This is a genomic window from Chryseobacterium daeguense DSM 19388 (genome assembly GCF_000430825.1).
In the GTDB taxonomy this organism is placed as follows: Bacteria; Bacteroidota; Bacteroidia; order Flavobacteriales; family Weeksellaceae; genus Chryseobacterium; species Chryseobacterium daeguense.
Window position 1 is genome coordinate 428,671 of record NZ_AUMT01000001.1, and the last position, 22,228, is coordinate 450,898.

Here is a 22,228-nt window from a genome sequence, read left to right on the forward strand (position 1 = left end):
ATAAATTTATATCAGCCCTGGAGGGCGACCTGCTAATAAAATAAATAATAAGAGATAAAAGTTTAAAATGAAGAAAAAATTAATACTGGAGTCCGGTGAAGTGTTTCATGGAGAAGGTTTCGGAGCAGAATTGGAAACTGCAGGAGAGGTAGTTTTCAATACCGGAATGACAGGGTATCAGGAACTGATATCTGACCCGTCTTACTGCGGTCAGATTGTTTGTATGACCTATCCGCTTATCGGAAACTATGGGATTAATAGAGATGATTATGAGAGTATAGAGCCGGCAATCAAAGGACTTATCGTAAAAGAACTTTGTGATCTGCCATCCAATTTCCGTACTCAGATTACTTTAGATGAATTATTTAAAAAGAAAAATCTTTCAGGAATTTCGGGAATCGATACCAGAAGACTGACAAGAATTCTTCGTAACCACGGTGTTGTGAAAGGTAAAATCGTAAATGCTGATACCGATGAAAATACAGTGGTTTCAGAATTGAAATCAACAACTTTCCCTACCGACCAGGTGGCAACAGTTTCTACAAAAACGCCGTACGCTAACCCAGGAAGAGGATTTAAAGTTGTTCTTGTAGATTTTGGTTCAAAATTGGGAATTATCAGAGAATTATCTCAAAGAAATTGCGATATCACTGTAGTTTCTCACGATGTAACTGCAGAAGAAATCTTATTGATGAATCCGGACGGCGTAATGTTGTCAAATGGTCCCGGTGATCCGGAAGATAATCAGCAGGCTCTTGAAATGATCCGTGGAATCTTAGGAAAGGTTCCGATTTTCGGAATCTGCTTAGGACATCAATTGATAGGTCTGGCTTGTGGAGCGAAAACATTCAAGTTAAAATTCGGGCACAGGGGAGGAAACCACCCGGTGTTGGATTTAGAGAGAAACAAAGTGGCAATTACTTCTCAAAACCACGGTTACGCCGTTGATCAGGAAAGTTTGAAAGGAACAGATTTAATTGAAACCCACATCGCACTGAACGACAGAACAAACGAAGGTCTGAAACACAAAATTCACCCTTGTTTCTCAGTTCAGTATCACCCGGAAGCTAGCCCAGGCCCTGAAGATGCGAACTACTTGTTTGATGAATTTATCCATTTAATGGAGGATTTTAAGAAATAAGTAATAAAGATGTCAACATTTCGCCAAATATACTATCAGATTGTATTTAGTACGAAACACAGAGCTCCTGTGTTGAATATTAAGCATGAAGATCAATTGTATAAGTACATTTGGGGAATTGTAAAAAATAAAAACTGTAAACTTTATAGGATTAATGGAATGCCGGATCATATTCATTTATTTACAGATCTTCATCCATCTGTTTCTTTAAGCAGTTTTGTAAAAGATATTAAGGTTTCAAGCAACTTATGGATCAAACAAAGCGGATTATTTCCTGATTTCGAAGAATGGCAAAATGGTTATGGTGCATTCACCTATTCTGAAAAAGAGAAAAATATGATCATCAATTATATTAAAAACCAAAAAGAACATCACAAAAATGAATCTTTTGAGGATGAATATAAAAATTTGCTAATCTCTCATGGAGTTGAATTTGATGAAAAATATCTGTGGTAAATAATATTCAACCCATTTCATGGGTTGTCGGAACGGCTTAATTATCCAATCCATAGGTTTCACCTACGGCTATTAAAATTCAGCCACTTCGTGGCTGCTTAAAAAAGAAGAGCTAACCATGAAAATGGTTAAACAATAATAGCCGCGGATAAAATCCGTGGAAATGAAAAAAACAACCATTAACCGAACCATGAAATGGTTCAACAATAATAACCACGGGTGAAACTCGCGGAAAAAAAAAAATGAAAAGAAACGACATAAAAACAATTTTAGTAATCGGTTCAGGACCTATCATCATTGGTCAGGCGGCGGAATTTGATTACGCAGGAACACAGGCTTGTCTGTCTTTGAAGGAAGAAGGCTACAAGGTAATTTTGATCAACTCAAACCCTGCAACGATTATGACGGACGTTGAAATCGCGGATAAAGTATATATCGAGCCGATTTCACTTCAGTTTGTAAGTCATATCATCAGAAAAGAGCGTCCGGATGCGCTTTTACCGACTCTTGGCGGACAAACCGGACTGAATATGGCGGTAGAATTGGAAAAATCAGGAATTCTTGAAGAATGTAAAGTTGAAGTGTTGGGAACAAAGCTTTCAGCGATCAACAGAGCGGAAGACAGAGATTTGTTCCGTGAGCTGATGAGAGAGCTGAACGAGCCCGTTCCTGAATCTGATATCGTAAATACGGTAGAAGGAGCATTAAATTTTGCTGATAATATCGGATATCCTGTTATTGTTCGTCCAGCCTTCACAATGGGTGGAACAGGAGGTGGTATCGCTTCCAACGAGGTTGAATTGAAAGAAATCGCTGAATTAGGATTAAAACACAGTCCTGTAACGCAATGTCTGATCGAAAAATCAATCGCTGGTTTCAAAGAAATTGAATATGAAGTAATGCGTGATGCAAACGACAATGCGATTGTGGTTTGTAACATGGAAAATATAGATCCGGTTGGGGTTCACACGGGGGATTCAATCGTTGTGGCGCCTTCTCAGACACTTTCTGACAGAGAGTATCAGCTGTTAAGAAATGCTTCACTAAAAATCATCAGAGCATTAGGAATAGAAGGAGGTTGTAACGTGCAGCTGGCTTTAGACCCGCATTCATTTGATTATTATATCATCGAGGTTAACCCAAGAGTTTCCCGTTCATCAGCGTTAGCATCAAAAGCAACTGGATATCCGATTGCAAAAATTGCAGCAAAAATTGCAGTAGGACTGACTCTTGACGAAATTATGAATCCGGTGACAGGAAAAACATATGCTTGTTTCGAGCCGGCTTTGGATTATGTGGTGACTAAATTCCCAAGATTCCCGTTTGATAAATTCGAAACGGCGGACAGGAGATTATCAACTCAGATGAAAGCGACAGGTGAAGTAATGGCCATCGGAAGAAATTTCGAGGAATCTTTACAGAAAGCGATCCGTTCCCTGGAAACAGGAATCAAGCATATTGGTTTAAAAAAGAAGCAGGCTGATGCCCTAACGGCGGAGGAAATTGAAAGAAGAATCAGAGTTTGTGATGACGAAAGGTTGTTCATCATCGGGGATGCTTTAAGAAGAGGATATGATTGGGAACAAATCGTAGAATGGAGCAAAATTGATAAATTCTTCATCTGGAAAATTAAAAAATTAATTGATTTCGAGAAAGTTATCGCTGAAAACAAATTCAATAAAGATATTTTACTGGAAGCTAAAAAATTAGGCTTCGCTGATATAAATATTGCAGTTCTTTGGGATGTAAAAGAGCGCGAGGTTTTCAATTTCAGAAAAGAAAACGGAATCATGCCGGTGTACAAAATGGTTGATACCTGCGCGGCAGAATTTGAATCTGAAACTCCTTATTTCTACGGAACTTACGAAGAAGAAAATGAAAGTATAGCTTCAGATAAAGAAAAAATCATCGTTCTGGGTTCCGGACCTATCAGAATCGGGCAGGGTGTTGAGTTTGATTATGCTACAGTTCACTCGGTTTGGGCAATCAAAGAAATGGGTTACGAAGCGATCATTATAAATAATAACCCTGAAACAGTTTCTACTGACTTTTCGATTTCAGATAAGTTATACTTCGAGCCTTTAACGGAGGAAGATGTAATGAACATCATCGAACTGGAAAAACCGAAAGGGGTTGTAGTTCAGTTCGGAGGTCAGACGGCCATTAACTTAGCAGATAAACTGGCTTCACATGGCGTTCAGATTCTGGGAACAACGCTGGAAGACCTTGACAGAGCGGAGAACAGAGATAAGTTCGAGAAAGCGCTTCAGGAAATGCAGATTCCTCAGCCTTTAGGAAAAACGTCCACCTCAAAAGAAGAAGCGATAAAAATTGCCAACGAAATCGGTTACCCGGTATTGGTTCGTCCGAGCTACGTTTTGGGAGGCAGAGCAATGGAAATTGTTTACACAGAAGCAGAATTGGCTCATTATATGGAGTTTGCGGTAGACGCAAGTCCTGAACATCCCGTTTTGGTAGATAAATACATGGTGGGTAAAGAAGTTGAAGTTGATGCGATCTGCGACGGGGAAACCGTTGTAATCCCGGGAATTATGGAGCACATTGAAAGAGCAGGGGTTCACTCCGGAGACTCAATCGCGGTGTATCCTCCACAGAATGTTTCTCAGTCAGAAATTGAAACGTTGGTTGATTACACAAAAAGACTGGCAAAAGGGCTAAACGTAATCGGGTTAATGAATATCCAATACGTTCTTTTCGAAGGAAATGTATATGTAATTGAGGTGAATCCAAGATCATCAAGAACGGTTCCTTTCTTGTCTAAAATCACGGATGTTCCGATGGCAAATTTGGCTACAAAAGCAATTTTAGGCCAAAAGCTGAAAGATCTGGGCTACGAAAGCGGATTGGTTCCAAATAAAGAAGGTGTTTTTGTAAAAGTTCCTGTGTTCTCTTTCTCAAAATTAACGAAAGTTGATATCTCTTTAGGCCCTGAAATGAAGTCTACAGGAGAGGTTATGGGTAAAGATACGACCCTAGAAAAGGCACTTTACAAAGGATTGGTTGCGGCAGGAAGAAAAGTTCCGATGCACGGTTCAATCTTGTTCACGGTGGCTGATAAACACAAGCAGGAAGCAGCTGATTTGGCAGCAAGATTCCATGAAGTAGGTTTCAGAATCTGGGCAACGGAAGGAACAGCAAAATTCTTTGAAGAAAAAGGAATTCCTTGCAAGATTGGATATAAAATCGGGGAGGAAAGTGTAAACCTGATCGACTTGATTCAAAAAGGAAAAGTTCAGTACGTTGTAAACACCACTACCAAAGGAAAACAAGCCGAAAGAGACGGATTCCAGATTAGAAGAATGAGCGTGGAAAACGGTGTACCTTGTTTGACGTCAATGGATACGGTTGAAGCCATCTTGAAAGTTATTGAAAGCATGAGTTTCAAAATGGAAACGATGTAATTTTCGGATTAAGATATTTTTAAACGCATCTCTGTTGAGGTGCGTTTTTATTTTTATGACATAGGAAAATGGAGCGTTAAGAAAATTAAAACCTAATCCGTTAAAAAATTCCCACTGTTCAATGCGTGAGACAGCTGTTCAACCGAAGAACAAATCTTGAATTCGCGCAAGTTTTGGGAATTTTAGGATTAAATTTTAATTTTTAGCGGAAGTTTGCAAGTCTTGAAATACATTCGCCGACTTTACGGAGGCAATTTTTGGTTTTTTTGTTTCAAGACAAAAGAATAATATCTACCCCAAACTCCTATCCAAATACACATACCCTCCATCCACATGAATCAACTGTCCCGTAGTATGTGAAGACTTTTCAGATAACAAAAACACAACCATATTTGCAATTTCTTCCGAAGTTGTCATTCTGTTTTCCAAAGGAATTTTTGAAGTAATACTTTTTAACTTTTCTTCTGGATTTTCAAAAGTGGAAATCCAGGATTGGTAAAGTGGAGTCCAGGCTTCTGCAACAATAACAGCATTCACACGAATTTTATAAGGCAGAAGCTCAACTGCCCATTCTCTTGTTAAGGCATTCCTGGCGCCATTTGCAGCGGCATATCCTGAAGTTCCTCCCTGTCCGGTCTCTGCAGTTTTACTTCCAATATTCACAATGGATCCTTTACTTTCTTTAAGGTAGGGAAGGGCATGATGCACCAAAAGGTAATAGTGCACCACATTTTTATGGTATGATGCTATGAATTCTTCGTACGAGCCATTTTCCAGACCAACACCGTCATTGACTCCGGCATTATTGACGATTCCATTAATTTTCCCGTATTTTTTTACAATTTCTTCAACGGCTTTTTTACATTCTTCAGGTTGGGAAAGTTCGGCCGTCACAAAATCGGCTTTTCCGCCAAGATTCTGGATTTCCTGAACTGCTTTTCTGTTATCTTCTTCGTTTCTTCCGACGATGATCGGGAAAGCATTTTCTTCAGCTAAAATTCTTGCAATGCCGTTTCCGATGCCTTTTGCACCGCCGCTTACGATGATTATTTTATGGTCGAGATTTAAATTCATATTTGAATATGTGTTCCTTAAAAATTAAATTATAATTTGTAAAATTTCACGGCATTTCCAGAGAAAAAAAGTTCCCGTTCTTCTTTAGAAAACTGATTCAAATATTTTGAAATCAATTCCAGCCACAACGCATAATTTCCTCCCAACAACATTACAGGCCAGTCGCTTCCGAAAACCAATCGTTTAATTCCGAATTGAGAAAAAATAACATCTAAAATTTCAAAAATTGATTTTTCATCAATGGAATTCCAATTTCCTTCGGTTAGAAGTCCAGAAACTTTACAAAAGATATTCGGATTTTTAGCGAGCTCCGTAATGTTTGATTTCCAGTCTTTTAAATTATTTGTTTTCAGATCCGGTTTTCCGCAATGATCTAAAATAAAAGGTTGGTCAGAAAGTTTTTCTGATAATTTTACCGCATCAGAAAGTTGATGTTGTCTCAATAAAATATCAAAAGTATAATTATATTGATGAAGTTTTTTAATTCCATTGAATACATTTTTTTGCAGTAAAAATCCCATTTCTTCTCCCTCCGCAATATGTCTGAACCCTTTAATTAAATTTTCTGATTGATAGTTTTGAAGCGATTCTTCCAGTTTCTCGGAAGTAAGATCAATCCAGCCAACAATTCCTTTGATGAAAGGATTTTCTTTAGCTAAATTCAACAAAAAAGTATTTTCTTCATCACTTTGATCTGCCTGAACTGCAATGCCGCCATCGACTTTATTTTCATTTAAATGTAAGGATAAATCTTCCGGCAGAAAATCTCTCCGAATCGTGGTCATTTCGTTGGTAATCCAGGCATCCCGAATGGGATCAAACTTCCAGAAATGTACGTGAGAATCAATGATCATTTTAAATCGGTTTTAATTTATAATGAAAAAATTTTGTTCATCAACTGCCACTTTTCTCCCGGTTTGGAATTGGGTAGCTGTTGTTGATATTTCCACATTAGCTTCTCCCATTCCCGAACTTTTGGATTATTTTTATCAGCTTCTTTTTTAACTTCGAAAGAAAAATTTTCATCTGTTTCCATAATCATAAATAATCTGTTTTGAACACGGTAAATCTCCATATTTGTAATTCCTGCATCCAAAATGCTTTTTTTGATTTCAGGCCAGACATTCTGGTGATATTTTTCGTATTCTGTCATCAGCTCAGGATTATCGATCAGGTCGAGGGCTAAACAATATCTTTTCATTCGTCGTAAGCTTTTACTTTTTGAGTACTGCTTCCCAAACCATCAATTCCTAATTCCACCACATCACCCGGTTTCAGATACCAAGGCTCAGGTTTTTGCCCCAAACCAACACCTGCAGGTGTTCCTGTAGTGATGATATCACCCGGAAGCAAAGTCATGAACTGGCTGATATAACTTATAATAAATGGAACGTTGAAAATAAGATTGGAAGTATTTCCGTCCTGTAACATTTGTCCATTGACTTTCAGCCATAAACGAAGGTTGTGAACGTCCTCAATTTCATCAGGCGTCACAATAAAAGGCCCGATCGGCGCAAATGTATCGCAGCTTTTTCCTTTTACCCACTGTCCGTTTCTTTCCAGCTGAAATTCTCTTTCACTGTAATCGTTGTGCAGAACATATCCTGCAACGTGCTCAAGGGCTTTTTCCTCAGAAACATAGCTTGCTTTTTTACCGATAACGATGGCTAATTCAACTTCCCAGTCGGTTTTTATGCTGTTTTTGGGAATAATTAAATCATCATTCGGACCTACGATGGCAGAAGTAGCCTTAAAAAACAGGATAGGCTCCTGCGGAATGGGTGCATTGGTTTCCGCTGCGTGGTCTTTATAATTCAAGCCGACACAGATGATTTTTGATGGTCTCGCCAAAGGTGCTCCCAATCTCTCACCGGAAGAAATTTCTGGTAAATTTTGTGTTTTTATTTCAGATTTCAGATTTTCAATAGCGTCACCGGAGAAAAATTTTTCATCATAATCTTTTACTAAATGAGAAACGTCGTATCTTTTATCGTTGATAATTACCCCGGGCTTTTCCTGTCCCGGTTTTCCGAATTTTATTAATTTCATTTTTAATTTTTTAAATCTAATTTTTTTAACGCAAAAGGCGCTAAAATTTTTAATGCTATTCTGTATATTTTCTGTTCGCAAAGGCGTTTCACTCAGCAAATGATAGATATTCTTATATTGCTTGTGAGACTATGTATTTTGTTTTACCCAAAAGATACAAGCTTTTAAATATTATTATACACTCTCGTTTAAAGAAATATTCCTCTTAACCGAAGACTTTTACTATCATTTGCTGAGTGAAACGCCTTTGCGATCGAAGTTATTTTAAATTTAATTTTTTTAATCTTTGCGAGCATTGCGTTAAAAAAATAAAAAAAAGTTTATTTTTAATTATTCAAAGTAGTAAAACCACCATCGATAGGATAATCCACACCTGTAATGAACGAGGCTTCATCACTGCAAAGATATAATGCTAAAGAAGCAACTTCCTCAGGCTGTGCCATTCTTCCGATGGGTTGGGTTTTTGATAACTTTTCAAACATTTCATCAATATTGTCAGGATAATTTTTCTTTAAAAATCCATCCACAAAAGGCGTGTGTACACGCGCTGGAGAAATTGAATTACAACGAATATTTTCATTGATATAGTCTTTGGCAACACTCATGGTCATTGCTTTTACAGCACCTTTTGCCGTACTGTATGCAAAGCGGTCGGGGATTCCAACCAATGCAGCAATGGAAGCCATGTTAATGATCACACCGCCGGCGGATTTTCTAAGCTGAGGAATAGCCGCAAACAGACAGTTGTAAACTCCTTTAATATTGACATTATAAATTTTATCAAAGTCTTCTTCTGAGGTAGTATCTGCTTTTCCGATGTGTGCAATTCCGGCATTGTTAATCAAAATATTAATAGCTCCGATTTTCTCGAAAACCGCCAAAACATCCTTCTGCTTCGAAACATCGCAGGCATACACTTTAGCATTCCCCCCGGAAGATTGTATTTTTTCCAGCGTTTCCTGTCCGTTTTGTTCTGTAATTTCCAGAATATGGACTTCCGCACCATTTGCTGCAAGCTGAACCGCAATGGCTTGTCCGATTCCGCTTCCACCGCCAGTTATAACGGCTTTTTTATTTTTTAATGAAAACATTTTATATTAATTATTAGATTTATTTATATTTTAACGCAAAGCTCGCAAAGATTTTTTTGACCACTAACTGTCTTTAAGTTCACAAAGGCGTTTCACTTAAATAAGATCTCAAAAGGCTTTTTTAAACCTTGGCTCTTTTTACTTTTTACATTTTACTTTAAAACTAGAGGCTTACTCCTCTTTTCCAGGGGATAAAATCATCCTGATTCAGTGCTACCGCTTTAGGAATGATATTTCCGCTGGCAACATCAATACAGAAATCCAAAATATCTTCCCCCATTTCCTGAATAGTTTTTTCACCACGTACAACCGCACCGGTATCAATATCAATAATATCGGACATTTTCATGGCCAAAGCCGTATTGGTTGCCACTTTAATCACGGGGCAGACCGGATTTCCTGTCGGAGTTCCGAGGCCTGTGGTAAAAAGAATTAAAGTTGCTCCCGAAGCCGCTTTTCCCGTAGTTGCTTCCACATCATTTCCGGGTGTACAGACAAGGCTTAATCCCGGTTTGATTGCACGTTCTGTATAATCCAAAACATCCACAACAGGGGAGGAACCTCCTTTTTTTGCAGCGCCTGCAGATTTTATAGCGTCTGTGATCAATCCGTCTTTAATATTCCCGGGTGACGGGTTCATATAAAATCCTGAGCCTACCGCATGGGCAAGTTCATCATATTCCGTCATTAGTTTAATGAATTTTTCGGCGGTCGGCTTATCTACGGCTCTGTCGATTAATTCCTGCTCAACACCGCAGAGTTCCGGGAATTCTGCCAATAGAACTTTAGCCCCCAAAACAGATAGCATATCCGCAAGATGCCCCACGGCCGGATTCGCAGAAATGCCGCTGAATCCATCACTTCCTCCACATTTTACACCCACGCATAGCTTACTGAGTGGTGCATCTTCGCGTTCAATTTTATTGATCTCCACAAGGCCTTTCAATGTTTCCAAAATGGCTTTTTTAATCATAATTTCTTCACTTTCGGCTTTTTGCTGTTCAAAGACAAGTAAAGGTTTATCAAAATCAGGATTTCGGTTGTACAGATCTTTTTTAAAATTATCAATTTGAAGATGCTGGCAGCCCAGGCTCAGCAAAGTAACTCCTGCAACGTTTGGATGATCCGCATAGGACGCCAAAAGCTTGCTGAGCGTATCCGCATCTTGTCTGGTTCCGCCGCAGCCGCCGGTGTGATTGAGAAATTTAATGCCGTCTACATTTTTAAAAACTCTGTCTTTTGCAGGAATATTGGAAGGTGAAAAATCAATCTCATCAATATTTTCTCCTTTTGAAATTGCTTCTACCAGTTGATGGGTGTAACTTTTATATTTTGCATCTACGGCATATCCCAATTCGTTATACAAAGATTCTTTAATAATATCAAGGTTACGGTTTTCACAAAAAACGGTGGGAATAAACAACCAGTAATTCGCCGTACCCACATCGCCGTTGGAACGGTGATATCCTTTGAAAGTTCTATGCAGGAATCTTGACACATCCGGTTTTGTCCAGTGATAGTCGACTTCGCGGTAATAATAGGGTTCGGCGGCGTGTTTTGTATTATCTGTTGTCATCCGGGTTCCAGATGCGAGATCATATTGCACTTTACCTACCAAAACGCCATACATGAAGATTTCGTCACCCTGTTTCATGTCATTCATGAAGAATTTATGTTTAGCAGGGATTGCTTCTAAAGTAGTGTAAGCGTTTCCTTCAAAAATAATTTCAGTACCTGCAGGAATATCCTGTAAGGCTACCAAAACATTGTCTTTTTGATTTATTTTTAAAATTAAATTGCTCATTTTTGGTTTAAACTTGAAAGATTTTTTTAACGCAAGGTTCGCAGGTTTTTTTAATTCTTACATATATTTTTCGTTCGCAAGGGCGCTCTGCTCAGCTAATAATAAGTCTGTTCATCTTATTTTGATTAGAGATAATTATCATATTGATTCTCTTTTATTTCTGAATCTTAATGAAAAGAGAAAGACTACAATAAAGCAGACTAAAGGTACGATATATGAAAAATGAATATTTCCTGATATATCGGTGATTTTACTTGCAACAGGCGGTATTATGGCACCTCCTACAATTGACATGATCAATAAGCTGGAGGCCGGTTTGGTTTCTGAGCCGGCTCCTTCTATTCCGAGCGCAAAAATAGTTGGGAACATAATGGACATAAAAAAAGTTATGCTGACAAGCGCATACAGCGTTGAAATTCCCGAACCTGCGATCACCCAGATGCTGAGAATGATGCTGATGATACTGTATATGCTCAACAGCTTTTGAGGTGAGACGTATTTCATGAAAAAAGTACCGATAAAACGCCCGATCATGAATAAAAATCCGGCTAAACCAGCATAATATTTTGCTTCCTGCCCCTCCATATTAATGGCATCTTCTGCAAAAACGAGAAGAAAGCTGAAAATATAAATTTGTGCACCAATATAAAAAAACTGTGCAAGAACGCCCCATCCCACATTTTTTACGCCCAGAACCTGCAGAAAGCTTTTCGTAGATTTTTCTTTACTTTCCGTCACTTCCGGAAGCTTTATCAATAAAAATAAAAATGCTACAAGCAGAATAATAATTCCTAAGATAATGTAAGGTCCTTTTACCAATGAAGTTTCGGCATGGATGTAGGCGGTTTTCGCTGCCTGTGAAAGACTGGCCAGCTCTTTCGGTGATTTCGGCTCTTCGCCTAGAATAAAAATTCCTCCGATTATTGGGGCGATAGACGCTGCCAATCCATTAAAAGACTGTGCGAAGTTTAATCTCTGTGTTGCTTTTTCCGGGGCGCCTAAAACGGTTATGTAAGGATTAGCAGCTGTTTCTAAAATGGCCAGGCCGCAGGACAGTACAAAAAGAGCCCCAAGAAAAAAGGGATAACTAATAGTATTGGCCGCCGGAACAAACAAAAAGCACCCTGCTGCAAAAAAGAATAAGCCTACAAGAATTCCCGTTTTGTAACCGTATTTCTGAATGATAAGTCCTGCCGGAATAGCCAGTAAAAAGTAGGCTGCAAAAACAGAAGAATCTACCAATGAAGCCTGAAAATGATTCAGCTGGAATGCGCTTCGCAGGTGTTTGATTAAGATCGGGTCCAGATTATGGATAAATCCCCAAAAGAAAAATAAGCTCGTTATAAGGATTAAAGGAAGTCCGTAATTTTTCTTTTTTGAAGTAGAAATCAACGAGTTCCCTGATTGGGTGTTGTTCATTTGGTCAATATTATTTTGTGAAATATTTAATACATAATTTTGCTGAATTGAATTTCATATTTTAATAAAAATAAGTTTTAATATGTATAAAATAAACAAAGGTTAATCGATTGCATTATTTTTTTACATATTTAAAGTTTCTCAATTCAGATTATACTATCATTTTTTAAAATTATAAAAATTTTCCGAAAAAAAAATTCTCAGATCAAAATCATATAAGATAATTGAAATAAGATGAGTTGATGATCTGTTATTCTTTGTTTTTAATATAGTAATAAGTTAATGTGAATATTTTATTGTTTAGATGTAAAAATTATCTAATTTAGGATGTAAGAAACCTAAAACACATTTATGGAATATCAAGCAAAATCAGACTCTTCCTTTTCTTTTGAGGTTACAAAAAATGATAAGGTAATAGGAAAATTAATTTATAAAAGCTGGTTTAAGTTCAGTGCAGAAATAGAAATTTTAAATTTAAAATATCAGATTGAGCCAAAAGGTTTTTGGGGAACAACAGTTGAGCTGAAGGAAAACGGACAGACACTGCTGAAATTTACCATGAACTGGAATGGTGATATTGTAATACAAACCTATTTTAATAATATTGAAAAAGATTATATTTTTAAGCATAAAGGTATTTTTAAAGAATCATTTGTACTTACAGACCAAAATGGAACTGAACTTTTAATAATGAAACCGAATTTCAAGTGGAGTTCCATGAATTACGAATATGAGATAACAACCACGGATACTTTTGAAAATTTTTCCTATAAAAATATATTATTGATAAATGCTATACATTGCGCTAACTATTATATGTCAATGATAATGTCAGCGATGTAATTCAAAATTATTAATCAAATGCAAATACATAAAAAATCTATACAAACTCCACTCGGGGAAATGATCGCCTGCGCCGTAGACGATGGAATTTGCCTTTTGGAATTCACCGACAGGAAAAATTTTGAAAAGCAGTTAGGTTCCTTATCTAAAAGTTTAAATGCAGAAATTATTGAAAAAGAACATCAGCATTTTATACAGCTCGAAGAAGAACTGAAAGAATATTTTGAAGGGAAAAGACAAAAATTTGAAATTCCATTATTCATCACAGGTACAGAATTCCAGCAAAAAGTATGGAAGCTCTTGCGGGAAATCCCGATGGGAGAGATCAGGACGTACAGGCAACAGTCTGAGAGATTAGGAAATCTGAAAGCGATCCGGGCAGTAGGAACTGCAAACGGAATTAATAAAATCGCAATTTTGATCCCGTGTCACCGCGTTATCGGGTCAAACGGTGATCTGGTAGGCTATGCGGGAGGAATCTGGAGAAAACAAAAATTATTGGAATTGGAGAAGGCTATTCTGTTTTGATTTTGTAATTTTAAGCAAAAATTTATCACGTGAAAAAGTTATTATTTGCACTTTGTTTATCAGCTTCGGCTATCAGTTTTGCTCAGGATTATTCGGTGCCGGCAGCGAGTCCGCGTCAGAAGGTGGAGCAGCAGTTTTCAATGTCCAAAATTACAATCGATTATGGAAGACCGGGAGTAAAAGGACGCAAAATCTTCGGTGAACTGGTTCCTTACGGACAGGTTTGGAGAGCAGGAGCCAATTCTTCTACAAAAATTACATTCGGTCAGGCGGTAAATTTCGGCGGGAAAATTGTTCCGGCTGGGACTTATGGGCTATTCATAATACCTACGGAAAAAGAGTGGAAAGTGATTTTAAACAAAGATTTCCAGCAGTGGGGCGCTTATACCTACGATCCGAAACAGGATGTGGTAGACGTAACGGTTCCGGTAAATAAGCTTACAGACAAGCAGGAATGGTTTGAAATTACATTAAACCCTACAGATGAAAATTCTGCAAACCTTGTATTAAAATGGGATACAGCTCAGGCGGAAGTTGCTTTAAAACCCGCAAAAATGGATGCTGTACTTAAAATTTCAGATAAATTAAAAGAAATCAAAAAGATAGAATCTGAGGCTGCAAAAGCAAAAAGCTAATCAGCATCCTGTTCTGAAAAACAATATTTTACAGATGAATTTTTCTATTCAAACCGTTTTAGAAAATCAGCAATATCAATTAATCCCCTTACAGCAAGGGGATTTTGAGTCTTTATACGAGGTGGCTTCCGATCCTGAAGTCTGGGAGCAGCATCCCAACAAAGACCGCTACAAAAGAGAAGTTTTTGAAAATTTTTTTAAAGGTGCCATCGAAAGTAAAGGTGCTTTTAAAATTGTTGAAAAATCTACCGGAAACGTTTTGGGAAGCACCCGTTTTTATGATTTTGATGAAAATAAAAACAGCATTTTCATAGGTTATACCTTCTATGGAAAAAAATCCTGGGGAAAAGGGATTAATCCTCAGATCAAAAAGCTGATGCTAGATTATATTTTTCAATTTGTGGAGGTGGTTTATTTCCATATCGGGAAAGAAAATTACCGCTCACAAACTGCCCTGGAAAGAATTGGAGGAAAAAAAATTGCGGAAGAAGAAGTGGCTTATTTCGGGGAACCGACAAGAACTAATTTTGTGTATGAAATTAAAAAGGAAGTTCTATAAATATTTAAACATTAAGAATTTAAGTTTTATTTATACTTAATAGGCTTCAAAAATGGAATTTATTGATTTCTTAATTCTTAACAAGACTAAAATTCTTACATTCTTAATTTTTAATAAGAAAATAAACTTTTTAATAGTATTTAAAACTCTATGCACTTTGTTTCAAAATAAACATTAAAAAATAGTAATATGAAAAAATACAAAATCCAGAAAACACCATTCATAGTTCCTACCACAGATGGTAAGCTCATTGAAGAACATTGGGGGAATTCTACCGGAAATTCAAATATTTCCATTGCACATATGGTTGCTCCGGCAGATTGGAGTGAGCCGCATCAGACTCCGGAGTTTGATGAATTTACTTTAATTATTTCCGGGAAAAAGCAATTTGAAATTGATGGAGAAATAGTGATCTTAGAAAAAGGACAAAGCATTTTAATAGAAAAAGGAGCAAGAATCCGTTACAGCAATCCTTTTCCTGAGCCATGCGAATATATTTCTATTTGCCTTCCGGCTTTCTCTATGGAGCTGGTAAACAGGGAAGTGGAAGGTGTAGATTAAGCTTAAATTTTTGTGAAATTTTAGATTAAAATTTATTTATGTTGCCTTTTATATAATATTTTTTTATTATTTGAAATATTTATGTACTTTTGCATCATAAATTAATTAAAAACACAAACAAAATGAAAAAAATGTTATCAATCCTGATGATGTCAGGTATCGCAATTTCTACAACTTCATGTGCAACTATCATTACCGGAACTAAAGACAAAATTTCTTTTACTTCAAGTCCTGAAGGTGCAAAAGTATTTCATAAAGGTATCGAAAAATGTACAACCCCTTGTACTGCAGAGATCCCAAGATCATTAAGCAAACAAACCGTTACATTCGAAAAAGAAGGTTTTGCAAGCAAAGAGGTTAAATTAACGAAAAAATTTAATCCGGTTACATTACCGAACATTCTTCTTGGTGGAGTTATTGGTGTCGGAATTGATGCGGCTACAGGCTCTTTAACAAAATATTCTCCAAAAGAATACAAAGTTGAATTACAAGCTAAATAATAAATAAAAAAATGCTTCGTGAATATTTTTGCGAAGCATTTTTTATTTTTATGAACCTATTTAAGAATTTCTTTCAAAAACATAAGGGTGTGATTCCATGCTCTTTTGGCCATTACTTCGTTATAATCCGGTGATTTCGGATCTGTAAAAGTATGTTTTGAGTGGGCATAAGTAATAATCTGCCAGTCTGCATTACCTTCATTCATTTCCTTAATGAGATTATTATAGTCTTCCGGTGTTACACCTTTATCATCAGCCGGATTTTCAACTAAAATTTTAGTAGAAATCGGACCGTTTTTTCTTGCCTGGTCTTTTCCGATACTTCCATGAATGGATACCACGCCCACAACAGGCAGATTTCCACGTGCAGATTCCAGCGCTCCCGTTCCTCCGAAACAATAGCCAATCACTGCAATTTTATCCGCAATCCCACCGTTTTTCTTTAGCTGTTCCAAAGCCAGCGAAATTCTTTTCTGGTAAGCTTCATAATTTTTCTTGTAATAACCTGACGTTTTTGCTGCAGAATCACTGTCTTTCGGGATATTCCCTTCTCCATAAATATCAGCATAAAAGCGATATAACCTTGCTTTTCCAAGTCTGCGGCCGCAGTTTTTGCTTCATCGTCAATCCCCTTCCATGCCGGTAAAATCAATACTCCCGGGAGCTTTTTGCCTGCGTTGGAAGTCACCAGGCCATTCAGTTTTTGAGAGCCGTCCTGGTAGGTTACTGTTTTAAGATTCTGGGCGAAGGCTGTTCCTGAAGCCATAAGAAAAGCTGTTAATAAGAGTGAGCGTATCATATTTTGTAATTTAATTTAAACACGAATGAACACTAATAGTTTTCACAAATATCACGAATTACAGTTGATATAATTTGTGTAGACATTTGTGATACTAGTGTTTAATTAAAAATCCTCACCTAAATTAATAAAAATAACTTACAATGAGGATTAATAGAAGGTATAAATTAGAACCGGACTCCTAAATCAATTAATTCCTGTTCCAAATTCGTTTCCGGAGTTACATGTACAGTATGAAAGCCCAAAGTCTTAGCCATCTCGATATTCTTAGGATTATCATCAATAAAAACCGATTCATTAGCCTGAAGATCATATCTTTCCAGTAAAATGTGCCAGATTTTAGGATCAGGCTTGATGAGTTTTTCTGTTCCTGAAACCACTATTTTTCCGTCAAAAAGCTGAAAGAAATCATAATTTTGCAAAGCGTACGGAAAAGTTTCCTCAGACCAGTTGGTTAACCCAAATAACTGATAATCTGTTCTTCCAAGCTTTCTTAAAACTTCTACATTATGCGGGATGTCACTTTTCAGCATTACCGTCCAGTTGTCATAGTAAGCACGCAGTTCCTTTTCCCATTCAGGAAATTTTTTCACCTGTATTTCTGTGCCATCAGATAAAAGTCTTCCTCTGTCCTGTTCTTCATTCCATTCAGAATGGGCGATATTTTCCAGAAAGTATTCCATTTTTTCGTCATCATTGAAATAATCTTTGAAAAAATATCTCGGATTCCAATCCATTAAAACGCCTCCAAAATCGAATACGATGTTTTTGATTTTCATTATTTTTCTAAGGTTAAGGTTAAGGTTAAGGTTAAGGTTAAGGTTAAGGTTAAGGTTAAGGTTAAGGTCGGCGCTGAAGCTTAGCCTTAACCTCAATATTATTTATAAAACTGATATTGCTCATTTTCGTAATACGCATTGATGTGCTGTAAACCATTTGTTAAAATAATTTCTTTTGCTCCTATAATAGAATTATATCTTGCTGTCTGTTCAAACGTTTTTTCCGTTAATTTAATATGCGGAGCCTTGCATTCAATTAAAATAATAGGTTCTGTTTTTTCAGTAATTAAAAGGTCAATTCTTTTGGTAAGGCCGTTTAAAACGATTTTTTTTTCTGTAATCAGGGCAGAGGAAGAGTAGGATTTCACGGTGAGATAATAGTGAATCCAGTGTTGGCGCACCCATTCTTCCGGAGTGAGCAAAAGGTAAGTTTTACGAACTAAATCATAAATAAAAAACTTATCTTTGTCTTTCTTGAATTTAAAATCAAAAGTTTCCTGAAAATTCAGTTTTGGAAGTTCCATTTATAAGATGAAAGAATTAGATTTAATCCTCAAAAATATTAAAAATAAAGAAGTTTTACCGATTTATTTTTTCCACGGAGAAGAACCTTACTTTATTGATCTTGCTGTAAAAGCCCTTGAACACGACTTTTTGGATGAAGATGAAAAAGCTTTCAATCAGACCGTTGTGTATGGAAAAGATACTTCTTATCAGGAAATTCTTTCCCTGGCGAGACAGTTTCCGATGATGGGAGACAAGCAGGTGATTATCGTAAAGGAAGCCCAGGATCTGAAGCTTACGGAAAGTGAAAGTAATGCTTTAGAGGCATATATTCAGAATCCGGTTCCTTCTACAGTTCTGGTTTTTGCCCACAAACACAAGAAGCTGGACAGCAGAAAAAAGGTTACCAAGTCTTTGGATAAGATAAAAGCTTTATTTTTAAGTGAATCCATAAAAGAGAATAATCTCCCTAAATGGATTGCCGATGAATGTATTAAATTAAGCATAAAAACAGCCCCGAATATTTCCCATCTGCTGGCAGAATACCTCGGAAATGACCTTTCCAGAATTGCCAACGAACTGAATAAACTAAAAATTATTCTAAAAGAAGGAGAGGTCCTTGACGGGAAAATTATTGAAGATCATATTGGCATCAGCAAAGAATATAATGTTTTTGAATTACAGAAAGCATTAGGTACAAAAAATGCCAATGCAGCCTTTAAAATTGCACATTTTATGGGGAAAAATCCCAAGAATAACCCTTTTGTAATGATGCTGGCAAGCTTGTATAATTACTTTTCCAATGTGATTATTTATAATACGATGATTGGTCAGCCGCCACAGGTAATTGCTTCCCAGATGGGCGTAAATCCTTATTTTATAAAAGATTATGCAGAATCTGCGAGGCTTTATCCTTTAAAGCACGCAACGAGGGTGATCTCCATTTTAAGGGAATTTGACATGAAAGGAAAAGGTCTGGGAGCTGTAAATATGAGTGAAGCGGAACTGATTAAGGAGCTGGTTTATAAGATTATCAATGTGGATAAGATTAAGATGAAAATCTAGGTTGCAGGTTGCAGGGTTCTGGTTAACATTCATTGACATGAAACAAGCAACAAGCAACAAACAACTATTGACTATTCACATATTAGATATTGACAAGTATCATTAAAATAAATTTAAATAAATATTAAAAATTACGAAATTAGCAGTCGTAAATTTTAAATCTTTTGAAAAGCAAATTATGGAGCAAAACATTTTAGATTGTGTGATCGTTGGATCCGGGCCTTCTGGCTTTACAGCAGCTATTTATGCAGCAAGAGCAGACTTAAAACCTGAATTGTACACAGGGCTGGAGCCGGGCGGACAGCTGACTACAACTACGGAGGTGGATAACTTTCCGGGGTATCCGGCGGGAATTACAGGTCCTGAAATGATGATGGATTTGCAAAAGCAGGCAGAAAGATTCGATACCAAAGTTCATTATGAAATGATTACCAAGGTTGAATTTTCTAAAGAAGTGGGCGGTGTTCACAAATTATATGCAGGAAATAAAGAAATTTTTGCCAAAACAGTGATTATTTCTACGGGTGCAACTGCAAAATATCTGGGTCTTGACGATGAAAAAAAATATGCAGGCGGCGGAGTTTCGGCGTGTGCTACATGTGACGGTTTTTTCTATAAAGGTAAAGATGTTGTGGTGGTAGGAGCAGGAGATACGGCGGCAGAGGAAGCTACTTATCTGGCAAAATTGGTAAATAAAGTAACCATGCTGGTAAGAAAAGACGTTTTCCGTGCATCGAAAGCAATGATCCACAGGGTTGAGAACACTCCGAATATTGAGGTGAAATTTCATCACGAACTAATTGGGATTGAAGGTGAAAACAGCCTTGTAGAAAGAGCTGTAGTAATCAATAACCAAACTAATGAAACTTCTACAATTGATGTAGACGGAATTTTTATTGCCATCGGGCATAAGCCAAATACCGATATTTTCGTAGGGCAGGTTGACTTAGATGAAAACGGATATATTTTAACTGAAAAAGGTTCTTCAAGAACTAATCTTCCGGGAGTTTTTGCTGCAGGTGATGTTCAGGACCACATTTACAGACAGGCAATTACGGCTGCAGGAAGCGGTTGTATGGCGGCGATGGACGCTGAAAAATATTTAGCGGAGTTACATTAATTGTTAAAATCAAATTAAAAAATATAAAACGTGCTTATTCAAGGCGCGTTTTTTAGTTATCAATAAGCTTCAAAGCCTGCTGCTTACTGCCTATAGCTTTAAAGCTGAAAAATAATTCTTCTGATTTTTAGTCTATTATTAAGCTTTGTTAAAATTTGTTCCGAAAATATTTTGGCCGTTACGAAAAACGTTCTATATTTGCACCACTGAAAACGACGGTATTGTCGATCTTCAGGAGAGTTGGCAGAGTGGTCGATTGCGGCAGTCTTGAAAACTGTTGACTGTAACAGGTCCGGGGGTTCGAATCCCTCACTCTCCGCCAGGTTAGAAACCAAAATAAGCTAAAACGCTGTAAACATCAATGTTTACAGCGTTTTTTGTTTCAGCGCAGTATCAAAAAAAAAAACAAAATAGGTCACGATTTATATGTCCTATTTCGTGTCCCATTCAAAAAATCACAAAAATGGGTCACAAAAAATCAAGGAAAGCCTGACCAATAGGCAGTCTAGCGATTGTACATCTTGCAAAAAGTGGTAACAAAAAGTAAATTATTAATCAATTAAAGTTATCACACAATGAACAAAACATTCAACCTGTTATTCTTCATCAAAAAGAATAAGATCAGAACAAACGGAACCGCTCCCATCTACTTACGAATTACGATAGACGGCAAGGCAGCAGATATTGCTGCTAAAAGATATATCGATCCGAAGAAATGGGATGTTAAAGCACACAAGGCGTTGGGTAATTCGCAAGAAGCCAAAACACTGAATCTATATCTTAAAACTTTGGAACAGCAAGTTTACGATTTTCACTACCTGATGCTGAAAGAAGAGAAATTTGTAACAGCAGAGAGTTTAAAATCTAAACTGCTTGGAACTGACATTGAGCAAAGAATGCTCATCCCAATCTTTCAAGAACATAATGACAAAGTGGAAGCCTTGGTCGGACAGGATTTTGCCCCGGGAACATTGGAGCGTTACAAAACATCTTTAAAGCATACACAGGAATTCATTAACTGGAAATACAAAGTTTCTGATATCGATATCACGCAAATCGATCACGGTTTTATTAGCGATTATGATTTCTGGCTACGAAGTGTAAGAAAATGCGCAAACAATACCGCTGTGAAATACCTCAAGAATTTCAAAAAGATCATCCGTTTGTGTATGGCTCACGGTTGGATCACCAAAGATCCTTTTCTCGGATATAAAGCAAAAATAAAGGCTGTCGAACGTCCATATCTTACCAAAGACGAAATTCAGATGATCTATGAAAAGGAATTTACATCAGACCGATTGAATCAGGTTCGCGATATCTTTCTTTTCAGCTGTTATACCGGCCTGGCTTATGTCGATGTCAAGCAATTGTCTAAGTCTAACATCAATATCGGCATTGATGGCGACCAATGGATTTTTACCCACCGGCAAAAAACCGACACCTCAACTAGAGTTCCGTTATTGCCTTTAGCTCAAGAAATGGTTTTAAAATATGAGAATCATCCGCAATGCGTCAATTCAGATGTCCTGTTTCCTGTTCTAAGCAACCAGAAAATGAATTCTTATCTGAAAGAAATTGCGAGTGTTTGCGGAATCAGTAAGGATTTAACATTCCATATTGCAAGACACACATTTGCCACTACTGTTACTTTATCTAATGGTGTACCCATCGAAAGCGTTAGTAAAATGCTTGGCCATACTAATATTAAGACTACTCAGCATTATGCGAAGATTTTGGATAAGAAAGTGAGTGATGATATGGCGGTTTTGAAAAGTAAATTGGAAGATTAAAATCATTTTGAAGATTAGCTATAAACATATGAATTTTGGCACCAATGCGGCCATATCTTCGAATACATCTTCATTATTAATACGGATGG

Annotated in this window: 21 protein-coding genes, 1 tRNA gene and 1 pseudogene; 13 read left to right on the forward strand and 10 right to left on the reverse strand. The window is 37.0% G+C overall.

Features of this window, described 5'->3' with window-relative positions:
* Window positions 1-67 precede the first annotated feature (67 nt).
* The 3 genes from H560_RS0102080 (at window position 68) to carB (ending at window position 5,019) form a co-directional block, all read left to right on the forward strand.
* A complete protein-coding gene (locus tag H560_RS0102080) occupies window positions 68-1,141 on the forward strand; it encodes a carbamoyl phosphate synthase small subunit (protein ID WP_027378510.1) in 1,074 nt (357 codons plus the stop codon).
* A 9-nt stretch (window positions 1,142-1,150) separates the two neighbouring features.
* Window positions 1,151-1,597: an IS200/IS605 family transposase gene (gene tnpA, locus H560_RS0102085; protein ID WP_027378511.1), complete on the forward strand. Its 447-nt coding sequence runs from the start codon at window positions 1,151-1,153 to the stop codon at window positions 1,595-1,597.
* 242 nt (window positions 1,598-1,839) lie between these two features.
* On the forward strand, window positions 1,840-5,019 hold the full coding sequence (gene carB / locus H560_RS0102090) for a carbamoyl-phosphate synthase large subunit (protein WP_027378512.1): 3,180 nt from the start codon (window positions 1,840-1,842) through the stop codon (window positions 5,017-5,019).
* Window positions 5,020-5,310: 291 nt separating this feature from the next.
* Here the strand turns inward: carB and H560_RS0102095 are convergent, their stop codons facing one another.
* The 7 genes from H560_RS0102095 to fucP form a co-directional block, all read right to left on the reverse strand.
* Complete coding sequence (locus H560_RS0102095) at window positions 5,311-6,093, reverse strand: L-fucose dehydrogenase (RefSeq protein WP_027378513.1); 783 nt, start codon at window positions 6,091-6,093, stop codon at window positions 5,311-5,313.
* Window positions 6,094-6,122: 29 nt separating this feature from the next.
* The gene (locus H560_RS0102100; protein ID WP_051289090.1) at window positions 6,123-6,947 is read right to left on the reverse strand and encodes an amidohydrolase family protein; all 825 of its coding nucleotides are present in this window, start codon (window positions 6,945-6,947) and stop codon (window positions 6,123-6,125) included.
* A 17-nt stretch (window positions 6,948-6,964) separates the two neighbouring features.
* A complete protein-coding gene (locus tag H560_RS0102105; RefSeq protein ID WP_027378515.1) occupies window positions 6,965-7,294 on the reverse strand; it encodes an L-rhamnose mutarotase in 330 nt (109 codons plus the stop codon).
* A complete protein-coding gene (locus H560_RS0102110) occupies window positions 7,291-8,142 on the reverse strand; it encodes a fumarylacetoacetate hydrolase family protein (RefSeq protein ID WP_027378516.1) in 852 nt (283 codons plus the stop codon). The genes H560_RS0102105 and H560_RS0102110 overlap by 4 nt, the downstream gene beginning before the upstream one ends.
* Window positions 8,143-8,468: 326 nt before the next feature.
* Entirely contained in the window at window positions 8,469-9,233 is a 765-nt protein-coding gene (locus H560_RS0102115) for an SDR family NAD(P)-dependent oxidoreductase (protein ID WP_027378517.1), read from the reverse strand.
* A 163-nt stretch (window positions 9,234-9,396) separates the two neighbouring features.
* On the reverse strand, window positions 9,397-11,037 hold the full coding sequence (locus H560_RS0102120) for a UxaA family hydrolase (protein WP_027378518.1): 1,641 nt from the start codon (window positions 11,035-11,037) through the stop codon (window positions 9,397-9,399).
* 138 nt (window positions 11,038-11,175) lie between these two features.
* The gene (gene fucP / locus H560_RS0102125; RefSeq protein ID WP_051289092.1) at window positions 11,176-12,456 is read right to left on the reverse strand and encodes an L-fucose:H+ symporter permease; all 1,281 of its coding nucleotides are present in this window, start codon (window positions 12,454-12,456) and stop codon (window positions 11,176-11,178) included.
* Window positions 12,457-12,807: 351 nt separating this feature from the next.
* Here fucP and H560_RS0102130 point away from each other — a divergent pair, with 351 nt between their 5' ends.
* From H560_RS0102130 to H560_RS0102155, 6 genes are all read left to right on the forward strand, one after another.
* Window positions 12,808-13,299: a hypothetical protein gene (locus H560_RS0102130; protein ID WP_027378520.1), complete on the forward strand. Its 492-nt coding sequence runs from the start codon at window positions 12,808-12,810 to the stop codon at window positions 13,297-13,299.
* A gap of 18 nt (window positions 13,300-13,317) precedes the next feature.
* Window positions 13,318-13,827: a methylated-DNA--[protein]-cysteine S-methyltransferase gene (locus tag H560_RS0102135; protein WP_027378521.1), complete on the forward strand. Its 510-nt coding sequence runs from the start codon at window positions 13,318-13,320 to the stop codon at window positions 13,825-13,827.
* A gap of 29 nt (window positions 13,828-13,856) precedes the next feature.
* A complete protein-coding gene (locus H560_RS0102140; RefSeq protein WP_027378522.1) occupies window positions 13,857-14,462 on the forward strand; it encodes a DUF2911 domain-containing protein in 606 nt (201 codons plus the stop codon).
* Between the two features lie 34 nt (window positions 14,463-14,496).
* Complete coding sequence (locus tag H560_RS0102145) at window positions 14,497-15,021, forward strand: GNAT family N-acetyltransferase (protein ID WP_027378523.1); 525 nt, start codon at window positions 14,497-14,499, stop codon at window positions 15,019-15,021.
* Window positions 15,022-15,210: 189 nt separating this feature from the next.
* Entirely contained in the window at window positions 15,211-15,582 is a 372-nt protein-coding gene (locus H560_RS0102150) for a cupin domain-containing protein (RefSeq protein WP_027378524.1), read from the forward strand.
* A 122-nt stretch (window positions 15,583-15,704) separates the two neighbouring features.
* On the forward strand, window positions 15,705-16,082 hold the full coding sequence (locus H560_RS0102155) for a PEGA domain-containing protein (RefSeq protein WP_027378525.1): 378 nt from the start codon (window positions 15,705-15,707) through the stop codon (window positions 16,080-16,082).
* A 56-nt stretch (window positions 16,083-16,138) separates the two neighbouring features.
* Here the strand turns inward: H560_RS0102155 and H560_RS20950 are convergent.
* The 3 genes and pseudogenes from H560_RS20950 to H560_RS0102170 all read right to left on the reverse strand — a co-directional run bounded on the left by H560_RS20950 (window position 16,139) and on the right by H560_RS0102170 (window position 18,184).
* Window positions 16,139-16,881, reverse strand: a pseudogene (locus tag H560_RS20950) (dienelactone hydrolase family protein).
* 167 nt (window positions 16,882-17,048) lie between these two features.
* A complete protein-coding gene (locus H560_RS0102165) occupies window positions 17,049-17,660 on the reverse strand; it encodes an HAD family hydrolase (protein ID WP_027378526.1) in 612 nt (203 codons plus the stop codon).
* A 98-nt stretch (window positions 17,661-17,758) separates the two neighbouring features.
* Window positions 17,759-18,184 carry a type I restriction enzyme HsdR N-terminal domain-containing protein gene (locus H560_RS0102170; protein WP_027378527.1) on the reverse strand — a complete coding sequence of 142 codons (426 nt, stop codon included), beginning with the start codon at window positions 18,182-18,184 and terminating at the stop codon, window positions 17,759-17,761.
* Between the two features lie 7 nt (window positions 18,185-18,191).
* Between H560_RS0102170 and holA the strand changes: the two genes are divergently transcribed.
* From holA to H560_RS0102190, 4 genes are all read left to right on the forward strand, one after another.
* Entirely contained in the window at window positions 18,192-19,229 is a 1,038-nt protein-coding gene (gene holA, locus H560_RS0102175; RefSeq protein ID WP_027378528.1) for a DNA polymerase III subunit delta, read from the forward strand.
* A 178-nt stretch (window positions 19,230-19,407) separates the two neighbouring features.
* Window positions 19,408-20,349, forward strand: a complete 942-nt coding sequence (trxB, locus tag H560_RS0102180) for a thioredoxin-disulfide reductase (RefSeq protein WP_034752053.1) — start codon at window positions 19,408-19,410, stop codon at window positions 20,347-20,349.
* A gap of 234 nt (window positions 20,350-20,583) precedes the next feature.
* A tRNA-Ser gene (locus H560_RS0102185) sits at window positions 20,584-20,671 on the forward strand.
* A 253-nt stretch (window positions 20,672-20,924) separates the two neighbouring features.
* Complete coding sequence (locus tag H560_RS0102190; protein ID WP_027378530.1) at window positions 20,925-22,139, forward strand: site-specific integrase; 1,215 nt, start codon at window positions 20,925-20,927, stop codon at window positions 22,137-22,139.
* Window positions 22,140-22,228: the final 89 nt, after the last annotated feature.